Below are 15,482 nucleotides of genomic sequence, written 5' to 3' on the forward strand. Positions count from 1 at the left end.
CCGAGGCTGAATCACTGACTCCGTTAAGTGATGACGCTAAGCCTCGCAACCTGTATCTCTGCAGCCAGCCGTGACGGGCAGAGCACCTTTAAACATAACCACACGCCTGTGTGGTTATTTTTTACTTTGGCATGACTTATCAGGGACACACAGTGCGCCGACTTCCTCTGCTGCTCGCTTGCCTGCTGCTGCAGGCCTGTACACAAACGCAAAAAGGTCTTGAACAGACCCTGCTGCTCGCGGTTAACGGTCCGGATGACGTGACCGTCACCGATCAACAGGTCAACAATCTTCCCTATGCCAGTCTCTATGCTCGTCTGAATGACGGTCCGCGCATTTTTGTGGTGCTGGGCTACAACGAGAAGGGGCAGCAGAAATGGGTGACGCAGGATCAGGCGATGCTGGTGACACAGCACGGCCGCCTGGTTAAAACCCTGGGCTTACCGGATAACCTGCTGAGCGTCAGCAATCTGCAACAGGATCCGCTTGCTGACAGCCTGCATATCAGCAGTGGCGCAGGCTGGACCCGCATTGTGCAGTGGACCGAGCAGGGCAAGGTTCGCGGTGCGACCCTACGCTCCACCTTCCAGCGTGGCACCGACGAAGTGCTGACCGTGGCGGGCAACCGCATCCCATGCCGTGTCTGGCATGAGCAGGTAAGCATCGACAGCAGTAACCGCGAGTGGGAAAACACCTTCTGGATCGACAACAGCAGCGGTGATGTGGTGCAGGCCCATCAGATGCTGGCGGCCGATGCCTTCCCTGTTGATATTACTATTCTGAAGCCGGCGAAATCATGAAAAAAATCACTATTTTGCTGGCCGGGCTGAGCCTGTTCAGCGCCGCAGAAGCGCAGGCGACTGCGCAGGTTATCGTCCATGCACCGCACAACGGTGGTCAGGCTGAGCTGAGCCAGATCGCGGATCTCTCACAACTGGTGACACTGCCTCCGCTACAGACCAACACGGACTGGCGACGTACCGTTATTGCTGAGCGCGGTGCCAGCGCCGTCGCACAGCAGCAATATCAACAGACGCTTGCCGCGTTACGTGCCTGGCGTGCTGACAGCAGCGGCGATCGGGCAGCGGCCATTGATGAGGTCATCCGCCAGCTGAGCGCCATCAACGTGACAGGTCGTCAGTTCACCCCGCTTGACCCGGACTGGATTCGTCTCCATCCGGCGGACAACCGTCGGCTGGAAGGCAGCTATGACCTCTGGCTGCAGGCACCATCCGATTCAGTACTGCTGCTCGGCGCATTAAGCGGCGCAGGCAAAGTGAGCTGGCAGCCGGGTAAATCAGTACGCGACTATCTGGAGGGTCATCCGTCACTCTCCGGCGCAGAACGCAATTTTGTCACGGTCATTGCGCCCTCAGGCGCCACACAGCAGGTGCCGGTTGCATACTGGAATCACCGCCACGCGGAAGTGGAGCCAGGCAGCGTTATCTGGCTCGGCTTTTCCTCATGGAGCCTGCCAGGCAGCTATGAAGACCTGAACGATCGCATCCTTTCCGTACTGACTCACCGGATACCAGACTGATGAAAAAACGTTATCTCTTCAGCCTGTTGGCTGTTTCCGTGGCGGCAGCCTGTCAGGCGCAGGCCGACACCTTCCCCGCGCCGGTGGGCCCGTCACAATCTGACTTCGGTGGTGTGGGCCTGATGCAGGTGCCGACGGCGCGCATGTCCAGAGAAGGCGAGTTCAGCCTCAATGCGCGTGACAACGATCAGTACCGCTATTACTCAGCGTCACTGCAGCTCTTTCCCTGGCTGGAGACGACCGTGCGTTATACCGACGTGCGCACCCGGCAGTACAGTGCAGTGTCAGAATTCAGCGGCACGCAGAGCTATAAGGATAAAGCCTTCGACCTGAAACTGCGTCTGTGGCAGGAAGGCTTCTGGCTGCCGGAAGTGGCGGTGGGAACGCGCGATCTCGGTGGTACCGGCCTGTTCGACAGTGAATATGTGGTGGGAACTAAAGCCTGGGGACCGTTCGACTTCACCCTGGGCCTCGGCTGGGGCTATCTCGGCAATAGCGGCACCGTGAAGAACCCGTTCTGCTCCTACAGCGACAGCTATTGCCAGCGTCCACAGGTGGGCGAAGCGGGTTCCATCAATGGCTCGCAGATGTTCCACGGTCCGACAGCATTTTTCGGCGGCGTGGAGTATCAGACGCCCTGGCAGCCGCTGCGACTCAAGATGGAGTATGAGGGCAACGACTACCAGAATGACTTTGCTGGCCGCCTTGATCAGCGCAGCAAGCTCAACGTCGGCGCGATTTACCGTGTGACCGACTGGGCTGACATCAACGCCAGCTACGAACGCGGTAATACCTTTATGTTTGGTGTCACCATCCGTACCAACTTTAATGATTTGCGTCAGGTGCATATCGACAGCGAGAAGCCGGCCTACAATCCACAGCCGCAGCCGCAGTTGCTGGAACCGACGGTAGTCGGCACTCAGCTGACCGATCTGAAATACAACGCGGGCCTTGATGGTCCGCGGATTCAGACTCAGGGCCACACGTTGTATGTGTCAGGCGAGCAGACGAAGTATCGTGATACCCGTGAAGGGGTGGATCGCGCTAACCGCATCATCATGAACCACCTGCCGGACGGCATCGACACGATCAATGTGACCGAGTCGCGCTTTAACATGCCGCAGGTGACCACTGAAACGAAAGTTGCCAGTCTGCGTAAAGAGCTGGAAGGCTACCCGCTGGGCCACGAGCAGCCGCTGCAACAGATCCGCAAAGAACCGGTCGATCCGGGTAACACTGAGCAGGGTATGTTTATCCGTAAAGATCGCCTGAACTACAGCCTGTCACCGGTGCTGAATCAGTCGGTGGGTGGCCCGGAAAGCTTCTACATGTATCAGGTTGGCGTCATGGCCAATGCGGATTACTGGCTGACGGATCACCTGCTGGTGGGCGGCAGTCTGTTTGGTAACCTCGCCAATAACTACGACAAGTTCAACTACAACGGCGCACCGGCGGACTCTTCGCTGCCGCGCGTGCGTACTCATATCCGCGATTACGTTGAGAACAACGTTTATGTCAACGATCTGCAGGCGAATTATATGGGCCACCTCGGTAACGGCTTCTATGGTCAGGTCTACGGCGGCTATCTGGAGACGATGTACGGCGGCGTGGGCGGCGAGCTGCTTTATCGTCCGGTCGATGCGAACTGGGCCGTGGGTGTCGATGCCAACTACGTCCGTCAGCGTGACTGGGACAATATGATGCAGTTTAACCGCTATAAAGCGACCACCGGCAACCTCACCGGTTACTGGCGTCCGTGGTTCATGCAGGATGTGCTGGTTAAAACCAGCGTAGGACAGTATCTGGCAAAAGATAAAGGCGTGACGGTCGATGTGTCGAAGCGCTTCGACAGCGGCGTGATGGTCGGTGTTTATGCCACCAAAACCAACGTCTCGTCTGAAGAGTATGGCGAAGGCGACTTCACCAAAGGCTTCTATATCTCCGTGCCGATGGATCTGTTCACCGTGACGCCAACACGCGGTCGCGCGCAGGTGAACTGGGTGCCGCTGACGCGTGATGGCGGTCAGATGCTGGGACGTAAGTACCAGCTGTATGATCTGACGTCGGATCGCGACGCTCGCTTCAACTAAGCAGAGGCGGCCTCAGGGCCGTTTCATGCGGTTAACAGAAAGCAGGCTCAGGGAGCATACGCCCTACGTAAAGACGCAAAGATGCCATCCATGGCGGCTCAACGCGGGCCATCCGTGGCCCGCGATGCTTTACTCCAGACGTATGCTCCCATCGCTTTGACTTCGGCACGCGCTTCAGGAAGTCACCTGTATGGATGAGCTGGCTGACAAGCCCGGACGGGGTGATTCTCAGCGATGAAGAAGCCTGATGCACAGGAGACATGGACAGAAGAGGAAAGCGTCCCGCGCCATGGACAAAAACGCCGGGAGCGTTTTTGAACAACGCAGAGCGTTGGCCCGGCAACGGGCGCACCTCAGGGATGAGGTGCGTAATCGCGCGGGCCGAGCGTGTCATGGATGACGGCTTTTGCGTCTTTCCGATCTGACCGTGTTTCCTGCGCTGGCTCGATATCACAGCTGACAGGTCCCGAGTTAATTCCCCTCCCTTCAAGCAGCCTTCTGCCGCTTTTTTTATTTAGTCCGCATCGTAGCCGAGATTCGGTGCCAGCCAGCGCTCCACCTCTGTGACCGACATGCCTTTACGTACCGCATAATCCTCCACCTGGTTACGCTGGATCTGCGCCACGGCGAAATAGCGGCTGTCAGGATGGCTGAAGTACCAGCCAGCGACGGCTGCGCCCGGCCACATGGCAAAGGATTCGGTGAGCGTCATGCCGATCTGTTCTTCCACCCCCAGCAGCGTCCAGATGACCGCTTTCTCAGTGTGATCCGGGCAGGCCGGATAGCCAGGTGCCGGACGTATCCCCTGATAATTTTCGCGAATCAGCTCTTCATTGCTCAGATTTTCGTTGGGCGCAAAGCCCCAGATCACCTTACGCACCCGCTCATGCAGGTATTCAGCAAAGGCTTCTGCCAGACGGTCCGCCAGCGCTTTCACCATGATCTTGTTGTAGTCATCGTGCTGACGATCGAACGCCTCCGCCAGTGCATCCTCCTCCAGTCCGCCTGTCACCGCGAACGCGCCAAGGTAATCCGCTTTTCCGGCGGTTTTTGGGGCGACGAAATCCGCCAGGCAGTAGTTGGCGAAGTCGGTTTTCTCGGTCTGCTGACGTAAGTGATGACTCACACACAAAACTTCATCGCGTCGCTCGTCACGGTAAATATGGATATCATCACCAACCCGGTTAGCCGGGAAAATACCGACCACGCCACGCGGCTTTAGCAGCGACGCCTCACTCAATCTGTCGAGCATCTCACTGGCATCGGCAAACAGACGCTGCGCCTCTTCACCCACCACCTCATCCTCCAGAATGCGGGGATATTTACCCGCCAGCGACCAGGTCATAAAGAACGGCGTCCAGTCGATGTAGTGCCGTAGCGTCGCAATGCTGGCCTCCACCTGACGGACACCAGGGCGATGCGGCACCGGCGGCGTGTAGCTCTCCCAGTCAATTGAGGTGGCGTTATCGCGCGCCGCCTGTAGCGAGACCGGCGGCGTGCGCGGCTTTTTACGTGCATGCTGGATGCGCACGGTTTCGTACTCTTTGCGCGTTCGGGCGATGAAATCGTCTTTCAGGGTGGCGGAGAGCAGCGACGACACCACGCCAACGGTGCGAGAGGCGTTCTGCACGTAGACCGTCGGGCCGCTGTAGTGCTGTTCAATTTTGACGGCAGTATGCGCCTTCGAGGTGGTCGCGCCGCCAATCAGCAACGGCAAGGTAAAGCCCTGCCGCTCCATCTCTTTCGCCATATTGACCATCTCATCCAGCGACGGCGTAATCAGGCCAGACAGGCCGATGATGTCTGCCTTCACTTCACGCGCTGTTTTGAGGATTTTCTCGCCCGGCACCATCACGCCAAGGTCGATAATTTCGTAGTTATTACACTGCAGCACCACGCCGACAATGTTTTTGCCGATGTCATGCACGTCGCCTTTGACGGTAGCCAGCACGATTTTACCGTTACTGCGCCCCGCCTCTTTGCTGGCTTCGATAAACGGCTCCAGATACGCCACCGCCTGCTTCATCACGCGCGCCGATTTCACCACCTGCGGCAGGAACATTTTGCCTTCGCCGAACAGGTTGCCAACCACGTTCATGCCGGACATCAGCGGCCCCTCAATCACCTCTATCGGGCGTGGCACCTGCTGGCGCGCCTCTTCGGTATCCTGCTCGATGAACTCCGTGATGCCTTTGACCAGCGAATATTCCAGCCGCTTCACCACATCCCAGCTGCGCCACTCGGCGAGCTGCTTGTCCTGCGCACCGTCGCTTTTACCGCCACGGTATTTTTCCGCCAGCGCCAGCAGCCGCTCGGTGCTATCCTCCCGGCGGTTAAGAATCACATCCTCTACCGCCTCGCGCAGTTCTGCAGGCAGATCGTCATAGATAGCCAGCTGGCCTGCGTTGACGATGCCCATATCCATGCCATTTCGGATGGCGTAGTAGAGGAACACCGCATGTATCGCTTCACGCACCGTGTCGTTGCCACGGAATGAAAACGACACGTTAGAGACGCCACCGGAGATCAGCGCATGGGGTAATTCACGCTTGATGTCTTCACAGGCACCGATGAAATCCATCGCGTAGTTGTTATGCTCGTCGATGCCGGTGGCAACCGCAAAGATGTTGGGATCGAAAATGATATCTTCCGGCGGGAAGCCGACCTGTTCGGTCAGAATTCGGTAAGCGCGGCGACAGATTTCGATTTTACGGGCGCGGGTATCTGCCTGGCCCACTTCGTCAAACGCCATGACCACCATCGCCGCACCGTAACGCCGGACCTGGCGCGCATGGTGGATAAAGGCCGCTTCACCTTCTTTCATCGAAATCGAATTCACAATCCCTTTGCCCTGAATGCACTGCAGCCCTTTCTCAATCACTGCCCATTTTGATGAGTCGATCATGATCGGCACGCGGGCAATATCGGGTTCGCCCGCAATCAGATTCAGAAAGCGCACCATCGCCGCTTCAGCGTCGAGCATCCCTTCATCCATGTTGATGTCGATGATCTGCGCGCCACTCTGCACCTGCTGCAACGCCACTTCCAGCGCGTCGTTGTACTTCTCTTCTTTAATCAGCCGCTTAAATTTTGCTGAGCCGGTGACGTTGGTGCGCTCACCGACGTTAACAAACAGTGACTCTGTGGTGATGTTCAGCGGCTCCAGGCCGGAGAGACGACAGGCCACCGGAATTACCGGCAACCTGCGCGGCGCGACGCCGTCAACCGCTGCGACCATGGCCGCAATATGTTGCGGGGTGGTGCCACAGCAGCCGCCAATAATATTGAGGAAGCCCGAGGTGGCCCATTCACCAATCTGCTCCGCCATCAGCTCTGCATCGAGATCGTATTCGCCAAAGGCATTGGGCAGACCGGCGTTGGGATGGGCAGTGACGTAGCCCTCGGCAATGCGCGACAGCTCCGCCACATACTGACGCAGCTCATCCGGTCCCAGCGCGCAGTTCAGGCCAAAAGAGAGCGGTTCGGCATGACGCAACGAGTTGTAAAAGGCTTCGGTGGTCTGGCCGGAGAGCGTCCGGCCTGAGGCGTCGGTGATGGTGCCGGAGATCATCAGCGGCAGTTTCACACCCAGCGCTTCCATCTCAGTCTGTACCGCATAAATGGCCGCTTTGGCATTCAGCGTATCGAACACCGTTTCAATCATGATGAGGTCAGCACCGCCCTCCACCAGCGCGCGGGTCGATTCGCGGTAGGCTTCCACCAGCTGATTGAAGGTAACGTTTCGGTAGGCGGGATCGTTGACGTCGGGTGAGATCGAGCAGGTGCGGTTAGTCGGGCCAAGCACACCTGCGACGTAGCGCGGACGATCCGGCGTTTTCGCCGTCCACGCATCGGCGCAGGCGCGCGCCAGCCGGGCCGCTTCGAAGTTGATCTCCGCCGATAAACTTTCCATCTGGTAATCCGCCATCGCAATCGACGTCGCGTTGAAGGTGTTGGTTTCCAGGATATCCGCACCGGCAGCCAGATAAGCATCGTGGATCTCGCGGATCACCGACGGTTTACTCAGCACCAGCAGATCGTTGTTGCCTTTGAGATCGCAGGGCCAGTCCGCGAAACGGCTGCTGCGATAATCCTCTTCCTTCAGCCGGTAGCTCTGGATCATAGTGCCCATGCCGCCATCCAACACCATAATGCGTCGTGCGAGCTGCTGATGTAGCGCGTCGATTTTATTGCTCACTGTTGCCCCATTCACGTCAGTCTGCTGGCGGAAAACCCTGTTTTTCATTCTGGCACAAGCCTGTCTGGCGACAAAGTAACCTCTTCTGAGTCAGGTTCAGATAATGGCTGCACAGGTCTGACCAGAAAACCAGCGTTTGCAAACCGCGTAATTAAAACGAAAATGATTTCCACAATGTAAAAGGAGAAACAACGATGGCAACGCCTGTTCCCGTTAAGCGCGGTAAGAAACCCCGCGGCACCCCTGTCGCCGCAACCGCGGGTGGTCAGGTCCAGTCGCTGACGCGCGGCCTGACGCTGCTGGAGCTGATTGCTGACTCACATGGCAGCGTGGCGCTGACCGAGCTGGCGCAGCAGGCGGGTTTGCCTAACTCCACCACGCATCGCCTGCTCAGCACCATGCAGCAGCAGGGCTTTGTCCGTCAGGTGGGCGATCTCGGGCTGTGGACAATCGGCGCACACGCCTTTGTGGTCGGCAGCAGTTTCCTGCAAAGCCGCAATCTGCTGGCGCTGGTCCACCCGGTGCTGCGTCGCCTGATGGAGCAGTCCGGTGAGACGGTAAATCTGGCGGTGCTGGATCTCAGTGACCACCAGGCGGTGATCATTGATCAGGTGCAGTGTACCCAGCTGATGCGGATGTCCGCGCCGATAGGCGGCAAGCTACCGATGCATGCGTCAGGTGCAGGCAAAGCGTTTCTGGCGCATCTGGGTGATGAACAGGTCACCGCCCTGCTGCATCAGAAAGGATTGCACTACTACACGCCGAAAACCCTGATGTCACCGCAGAGCCTGAAAGAGAATCTGGCGCAGGTACGCAAAGCGGGCTTTTCGCTGGATGATGAAGAGCATGCACTCGGACTGCGCTGTGTCGCCGCCCCCATTTATGATGAACATGGCGAGGCGTTTGCCGCGCTCTCGATTTCCGGCCCCATCGCCCGCATGACAGACGATCGCATTACAGAATTAGGTGCGCTGGTCATCCGCGAAGCGCGTCAGGTTACGCTGGCGTACAGCGGTCGTTAACGGTTTCTGCGGCGTAGCAGACACTAAAACGCTGCGTCTGCCGCCAGGCGATCACCTCTTCCACATGGCCATGAGCGAGGCGCTGCTGCTGCGCCCGCCACCAGCGGGCGTCGAATATCTCCGGATGGAGTTGCAGCAGCAAGGCCCCGGTCACGGCTTCACTGCATAGCGCATAGCGGAAGGTTTCCGGAAAGACATCATCCGGCCCAACGCTGTACCACGGCTCAGCGCTGAGTTCATCTTCCTCATAGCGTGCCGCGGGCACCTCCCGGAAGTTCAGCTCCTGCATCGGGCGGATCTCATCATAGTCGTAGAAAATCACGCGCCCATGACGGGTTATGCCGAAGTTTTTAAACAGCATGTCACCAGGAAAGATGTTGGCGGCTGCGAGCTGTTTAATCGCGTGGCCATACTCTTCAATAGCGTGTCGTCGCTCAGCGTCGCTGGCCTGCGCCAGGTAGAGGTTAAGCGGCTGCATGCGACGCTCCAGCCACAGATGACGAATGATCAGGCGATCATCTTCGATATGCAGCTTTTCTGCCACGCAGGCGTGGAGTTCCGTCAGCAGTGCCGGTGAGATGCGCGACAGTGGCAGCGCAAACTGCTCGAACGCCTGCGTATCTGCCATGCGCCCTACGCGATCGTGCTCTTTGACCTGCTGATAACAGGCGCGGACCTGCGCTTCCGTTACCTCTTTTTGCGGTGCGAAGCGATCCTTTATCACCTTGAACACCCAGTCAAAGCCCGGCAGCGTGAAGACCAGCATCACCATGCCCCGCACGCCAGGCGCGATCTCAAAAGCGGTGTCACTCTCTGCCAGCGCCTGAAGATATTCACGATAGCTTTCAGTTTTACCGTGCTTCTGGCAGCCAATCGCTATATAGCGCTCCGCCAGGGTTTTGCCGGGCAGAATTGGTTGCAGCCAGGCCACCAGCGCCGCAGGCACCGGGGCATAAATCATGAAATAGGCACGGGCAAAACCAAAGACAATGCTGGCGTCATTCACATCGGTCAGGCAGGTGTCGATCCACAGCTCGCCAGTTTCAGTGCGCTGGATCGGCAGCAGACAGGGAAAAATGCCCTCCGGCAGATGCAGGCGCGCCACCAGCCAGGCGGTTTTGTTGCGATAGAAAAGTTCACTGTTAACCTCAAGCCAGCCCTGATCCAGCCGGGGGAAATGCGACTGCAGGTGGCGGACAATCCAGCCGACATCGCGCGCGCGATGCTGCCACGGCAGCGTCAGCGGTAAATCTCCCAGCACCTGATCCACTAATGCCCGCCACCCCCGCTCCGGCTGATAATGGCGTGACAACGGCCTCAAAGGTGTGACCGGTGCGGTCTGGGACTGGGAGCTGAAGATAAATAGCCGGTCCGGTTTCAGGTCAGTATGTCCATGCAACCGGCAGTAAACCGAGTTAAAGAAGCTTTCAGCGATCTCATGCCGTGGATAGCCAGGCAGCAGGCTTTGATAGTGATCCTTGACCCGCAGCCAGAAAATCTCATCCCAGCTGGCCGCGCCATTCAGCACCCGCAGCTGATCGGCGACCAGCCTGACATGATGATCATAGAGATGAATGCGGGCCTTCATGGCATGCTGCACTGCCTGCCATTCCGCCTGCTCAAACCGTTGCTGCGCCCCGGCGGTAATATCCAGAAAGCGGCCATACTGCGCATCAAAACCCTGCAAAATAGTGTGGGCGATCAGGGATTCACGTGGTGGCATAGTCAGCTCCGGTCAATGCCCGCCCGCGTGGTGCGGGCGGGGAATCCGTCAGAGAAAAAGCGTCAGAACTGGTGCTCTTCGGTCGAGCCGGTGAGCGCGGTGACAGAAGACTTACCGCCCTGAATGATGTTGGTCACCTGATCGAAATAACCGGTGCCCACTTCCTGCTGATGTGACGAGAAGCTGTAACCGCGATCGCGGGCGGCGAACTCAGGCTGCTGCACCTTTTCCACGTAGTGACGCATGCCTTCGCCCTGGGCATAGGCATGCGCCAGATCGAACATGTTGAACCACATGCTGTGGATGCCCGCCAGCGTGATGAACTGGAAGCGATAGCCCATGTCGCTGAGCGCCTGCTGGAACGTCGCGATGGTGCGATCGTCGAGGTTTTTCTTCCAGTTGAACGACGGTGAGCAGTTGTAAGCCAGCAGTTTGTCCGGGAAGCGCGCATGAATGGCGTCGGCAAAGCGCTGCGCCATCGCCAGATCCGGCGTCGAGGTTTCGCACCACAGGATGTCAGCATAAGGTGCATAAGCCAGCCCGCGGCTGATCGCCTGTTCAATACCGGCATGAGTGCGGAAGAAGCCTTCTGCCGTCCGGTCGCCACGGATAAAGGGACGATCGTATTCATCGCAATCTGAGGTAATCAGGTCCGCGGCATCGGCGTCAGTGCGGGCCAGCAGTATGGTTGGCACACCCATCACATCGGCAGCCAGCCGTGCCGCCACCAGTTTCTGAATCGCTTCCTGAGTCGGTACCAGCACTTTACCGCCCATGTGACCGCATTTTTTTACTGCCGCCAGCTGATCTTCGAAGTGGACCGCAGCCGCGCCCGCCTGAATCATCGCTTTCATAAGCTCATACGCATTGAGTACGCCGCCAAAACCGGCTTCCGCATCGGCAACAATCGGCAGGAAGAAATCGGTGTACCGGCTGTCACCCTTTTCGATACCGCTGGACCACTGAATCTGATCGGCACGCTGAAAGGTCTGATTAATGCGGGTCACGACTTCCGGCACAGAGTTCACCGGGTAGAGAGACTGATCGGGATACATCTGCCCTGCCACGTTGGCATCCGCAGCCACCTGCCAGCCAGAAAGGTAGATCGCTTCGATGCCCGCCTTAGCCTGCTGCAGTGCCTGGCCGCCGCTGAGCGCACCCAGACTGTTGATGTACCCTTTCTTCGCCTCCCCGTTCAGCAGCGCCCATAATTTTTCTGCACCGCGCTCTGCCAGCGTACAGGCGGGCAGAACAGAACCGCGCAGATTGACAACCTCTGCTGCGCTGTAAGGGCGGGTAATGCCCTGCCAGCGTGCGGTCTGCCAGAGTTGTTCCAGTTGATCTATCTGTTGAGTACGTGTCATGGCAATAGCTCCTCTGTTCAGGGGATCAGGCGGTAGCCTGGCAGGGTAAGAAAGGAAACCAGCTCGCGTTCGGTAGTGATCTGCGCCATCAGCTGTGCCGCGTCGTTATAGCGACCGGCACTAAAACGGGCTTCGCCCAGCGCGTTTTGCAGCAGATGCAGCTCTTCGCTCAGCCAGCGCAGAAACAGTTCGGCTGTGACCTGCTGGCCACTGTTCAGCATTTGCTGGTGACGAATCCATTGCCAGATTGAGGTACGCGCGATCTCAGCAGTCGCGGCATCCTCCATCAGTCCGTCAATCGGCACACAGCCGTTGCCGCTAATCCACGCTTCAAGATATTGCAGCGCAACGCGGATGTTGGCCCGCATTCCGGCTTCAGTGCGCTCGCCCATGCAGGGCGCGAGTAACTGCTCCGCCGTGATTGCGGCATCCTCTTCACGCATGACATGCAGCTGATTGGGTCGGTCGCCCAGCACGGCATTGAAGATCGCCATTGCGGTATCTGCCAGGCCCGGATGGGCAATCCAGGTGCCGTCATGCCCGTTGCCCGCCTCCCGCTGTTTATCTTCCGTCACGCGCTGCAGCACCCAGGCATTACGCGTCGGATCTTTAGCGGGGATCAGCGCTGACATCCCGCCCATTGCGAATGCTCCCCGGCGATGACAGGTTTTAATCAGCAGGCGCGAGTAAGCATCCAGAAACGGCTGAGACATGGTGACGGACTGGCGATCCGGCAGGACGCGATCCGGATGCTGTTTCAGGGTTTTGATGTAGCTGAAGATGTAATCCCAGCGGCCACAGTTGAGTCCAACGATGTGATCGCGCAGATTCCACAGGATCTCATCCATCTGAAACACGGCGGGTAAGGTTTCAATCAGCACTGTTGCTTTGATAGTGCCGCGCGGCAGATCGAACTGATCTTCGCTAAAGCTGAAGATCTCACGCCACCAGGCGATCTCTTGCCAGCTCTCGGTCTTAGGCAAATAGAAGTAAGGTCCGCTGCCCTTAGCCAGTAAAGGCCGGACGTTGTGGAAGAAATAAAGCGCGAAATCAAACAGCCCGCCCGGAATTGCCTCGCCCTGCCAGCTGACATGTTTTTCTGGCAGATGCAGGCCGCGGACCCGGCACATCAGTACCGCTGGGTTAGCGCCGAGCTGATAAATTTTGCCCGTGTCGCTGGTGTAACGCAGCGTGCCATGCACCGCCTCACGCAGGGTAAGCTGCCCGTCAATCAGCTTTGACCACTCCGGCGACAGCGAATCCTCAAAGTCGGCCATAAAAACTTTTACGTTTGCGTTCAGGGCATTAATAACCATTTTTCGCTCGGGTGGCCCCGTAATCTCGACCCGACGATCTTCTAAGTCTGCCGGAATGGGTTGAATACGCCATTCGCTGGATCTTATGGAAGCGGTTTCCATATCGAAGTCTGGCAGATAGCCCTGGTCATATTGCTGCTGACGCTGCTGGCGAGCTGATAACAGCACGTTGCGTTGTGGTGCAAAGCGTGCAACCAGCGCCTCCAGAAAAGAGACGGCCTCGGGGGTTAACAACTGCTGTTCGGCATGGTTAAAGGGCTGGCTGAAAGAGAGGGTATGGCTGATCACTGAGTCTGTCATGCTGGCTTTCTCCTGTATTCAAAGGATCGAATGCAGCGGATCCACGCGGTGTTTGTTTTGTGAGCGACAGGATCAGAGCATAAGCATTTATTTTTCTAAATCAAAAACTATTTCCATTTTTAGTATTAAATCATTATATCATGTTGTTTTATTTGAATTTAAATTTTTATTTACTAAAGGAACCACTTTCTTCTCTGTTTTACGCACGAAAAAAAACCGTGTTGCCATCGGCTAACACGGTTCAGTTGATTGTCGGGTGGGACTATTCCAGCGTCGGATTCATATGGCGCAGATCGAACGGCGTGATCTGGTAAACGTAGTAGTTGAGCCAGTTTGAGAACAGCAGATTGCCGTGACTGCGCCAGGTGGCGCGCGGTGGCAGTACCGGATTATCCTGCGGGAAGTAGTTATAAGGTATTTCCGGGCCTACTCCCGCTTCATAATCACGATGATATTCACCAGACAATGTCAGCGCGTCATACTCCGGATGCCCGGTAACAAACACCAGCCGTTTGTCTTTACTCGCCATCAGATAGGCACCGGTTTGTTCCGATTCAGCAAACAGCTCAAGATCGGTGTAATCCGTGATCAGTTGAGTAGGAAAATCAGCATAGCGTGAGTGTGGCGCAAGGAAATTATCATCAAAACCCCGGGTCAGTAACGCATGAGGATGCAGTATCTGATGCTCATAGACGCCGGAAAGTTTGTTATGCCGGGTTTGCTTGGGAATGCCATACAGAATATTAAGCGCAGCCTGCACTGCCCAGCAAACAAACAGGGTGGAGGTGACGTGCTCATTGGCCCAGTGCAGTACGCGCTGAATCTGGGGCCAGTAGGCGACATCATTAAAATCGACCAGTCCCAGTGGTGCACCTGTGACGATTAAGCCATCGTAGTTGTCGTGCTGGATATCTTCAAAATTGCAGTAGAAGTTGTTGAGGTGCTCAGTGGGCGTATTGCGTGACTCACGGCTGTCGATGCGAAGCAGCTGAATATCGATCTGTAAGGGCGAGTTGGAAAGCAGACGCAGAAACTGATTCTCCGTTTCGATCTTTTTCGGCATCAGATTCAGTATGAGAACTTTAAGTGGGCGGATCTCCTGAACACTGGCGCGCGACGATGTCATGACAAAGACATTTTCGTCACGCAAAAAATTCACTGCCGGTAATTCGTCGGGAACCCTGATTGGCATAACCTGCTCACCTCTTGCAACCATATAAACGTTTAGACATCTGGATGCCCAACATTATAGTGATCAGCAGAGATTGTCGAGGTTTCATGCAGAAAATGAAAATGTTTCAGCTTAAAGTGGCAAACAACAGACGTAAAAAAGCCCCGCACTTTCGTGCGGGGCTTCTTCACTTATATGATGCCTGGCAGTTCCCTACTCTCGCATGGGGAGGCCCCACACTACCATCGGCGCTACGGCGTTTCACTTCTGAGTTCGGCATGGGGTCAGGTGGGACCACCGCGCTACAGCCGCCAGGCAAATTCTGTTCTCCGCGCCGCCGCTGATGGCCGCGCAGAATATCCGGTACAAGGCTGAAAATCTGTCTCTCAAAAACGCCTCTGGCGTTGTAAGGTTAAGCCTCACGGGTCATTAGTACCGGTTAGCTCAACGCATCGCTGCGCTTACACACCCGGCCTATCAACGTCGTCGTCTTCAACGTCCCTTCAGGACTCTCTGGGAGTCAGGGAGAACTCATCTCGGGGCAAGTTTCGTGCTTAGATGCTTTCAGCACTTATCTTTTCCGCACTTAGCTACCGGGCAGTGCCATTGGCATGACAACCCGAACACCAGCGGTGCGTTCACTCCGGTCCTCTCGTACTAGGAGCAACCCCCCTCAATTCTCCAGCGCCCACGGCAGATAGGGACCGAACTGTCTCACGACGTTCTAAACCCAGCTCGCGTACCACTTTAAACGGCGA

At 56.9% G+C, this 15,482-nt stretch carries 9 protein-coding genes and 2 rRNA genes; 4 read left to right on the forward strand and 7 right to left on the reverse strand.

Annotation, left to right across the window (positions count from 1 at the left end; all coding sequences use genetic code 11):
- Nucleotides 1-152 precede the first annotated feature (152 nt).
- From F3I44_RS13075 to F3I44_RS13085, 3 genes are read left to right on the forward strand one after another with little or no spacing between them, the layout of a single operon-like run.
- Nucleotides 153-800, forward strand: a complete 648-nt coding sequence (locus tag F3I44_RS13075; protein ID WP_150012071.1) for a YjbF family lipoprotein — start codon at nt 153-155, stop codon at nt 798-800.
- Nucleotides 797-1,540, forward strand: a complete 744-nt coding sequence (locus F3I44_RS13080; protein WP_150012073.1) for a capsule biosynthesis GfcC family protein — start codon at nt 797-799, stop codon at nt 1,538-1,540. Before F3I44_RS13075 ends, F3I44_RS13080 begins: the two co-directional genes overlap by 4 nt.
- A complete protein-coding gene (locus tag F3I44_RS13085; protein WP_150012075.1) occupies nt 1,540-3,630 on the forward strand; it encodes a YjbH domain-containing protein in 2,091 nt (696 codons plus the stop codon). The genes F3I44_RS13080 and F3I44_RS13085 overlap by 1 nt, the downstream gene beginning before the upstream one ends.
- A 514-nt stretch (nt 3,631-4,144) precedes the next feature.
- Here the strand turns inward: F3I44_RS13085 and metH are convergent.
- A complete protein-coding gene (gene metH, locus F3I44_RS13090) occupies nt 4,145-7,828 on the reverse strand; it encodes a methionine synthase (RefSeq protein WP_150012097.1) in 3,684 nt (1,227 codons plus the stop codon).
- A 194-nt stretch (nt 7,829-8,022) separates the two neighbouring features.
- On the opposite strand from metH, the gene iclR reads away from it, so the two are divergent.
- Entirely contained in the window at nt 8,023-8,850 is an 828-nt protein-coding gene (gene iclR / locus F3I44_RS13095) for a glyoxylate bypass operon transcriptional repressor IclR (RefSeq protein WP_150012077.1), read from the forward strand.
- Here the strand turns inward: iclR and aceK are convergent.
- The 6 genes from aceK to F3I44_RS13125 all read right to left on the reverse strand — a co-directional run.
- A complete protein-coding gene (gene aceK, locus F3I44_RS13100; protein ID WP_150012079.1) occupies nt 8,825-10,573 on the reverse strand; it encodes a bifunctional isocitrate dehydrogenase kinase/phosphatase in 1,749 nt (582 codons plus the stop codon). The two genes, iclR and aceK, sit on opposite strands and share 26 nt — an antisense overlap.
- 62 nt (nt 10,574-10,635) lie before the next feature.
- Entirely contained in the window at nt 10,636-11,937 is a 1,302-nt protein-coding gene (aceA, locus tag F3I44_RS13105; RefSeq protein WP_150012081.1) for an isocitrate lyase, read from the reverse strand.
- 17 nt (nt 11,938-11,954) lie between these two features.
- Nucleotides 11,955-13,553 carry a malate synthase A gene (gene aceB / locus F3I44_RS13110; protein ID WP_150012083.1) on the reverse strand — a complete coding sequence of 533 codons (1,599 nt, stop codon included), beginning with the start codon at nt 13,551-13,553 and terminating at the stop codon, nt 11,955-11,957.
- A gap of 262 nt (nt 13,554-13,815) precedes the next feature.
- Nucleotides 13,816-14,745, reverse strand: coding sequence for a homoserine O-succinyltransferase (gene metA / locus F3I44_RS13115; RefSeq protein ID WP_150012085.1), 930 nt, complete (start codon nt 14,743-14,745; stop codon nt 13,816-13,818).
- Between the two features lie 179 nt (nt 14,746-14,924).
- A 5S ribosomal RNA gene (rrf, locus tag F3I44_RS13120) occupies nt 14,925-15,040 on the reverse strand.
- A gap of 92 nt (nt 15,041-15,132) precedes the next feature.
- Nucleotides 15,133-15,482, reverse strand: a 23S ribosomal RNA gene (locus tag F3I44_RS13125); the annotation flags it as partial.

The sequence above is a fragment of the Pantoea sp. F_5 genome, assembly GCF_008631595.1.
Lineage (GTDB): Bacteria > Pseudomonadota > Gammaproteobacteria > Enterobacterales > Enterobacteriaceae > Pantoea > Pantoea gossypiicola.

Bases quoted from the DNA above. Each gene is read 5' to 3' on its own strand.
- F3I44_RS13080 (WP_150012073.1), top strand. From the start codon at position 797: ATGAAAAAAATCACTATTTTGCTGGCCGGGCTGAGCCTGTTCAGCGCC.
- F3I44_RS13085 (WP_150012075.1), top strand. From the start codon at position 1,540: ATGAAAAAACGTTATCTCTTCAGCCTGTTGGCTGTTTCCGTGGCGGCA.
- iclR (WP_150012077.1), top strand. From the start codon at position 8,023: ATGGCAACGCCTGTTCCCGTTAAGCGCGGTAAGAAACCCCGCGGCACC.
- aceK (WP_150012079.1), bottom strand. From the start codon at position 10,573: ATGCCACCACGTGAATCCCTGATCGCCCACACTATTTTGCAGGGTTTT.
- aceA (WP_150012081.1), bottom strand. From the start codon at position 11,937: ATGACACGTACTCAACAGATAGATCAACTGGAACAACTCTGGCAGACC.
- aceB (WP_150012083.1), bottom strand. From the start codon at position 13,553: ATGACAGACTCAGTGATCAGCCATACCCTCTCTTTCAGCCAGCCCTTT.
- metA (WP_150012085.1), bottom strand. From the start codon at position 14,745: ATGCCAATCAGGGTTCCCGACGAATTACCGGCAGTGAATTTTTTGCGT.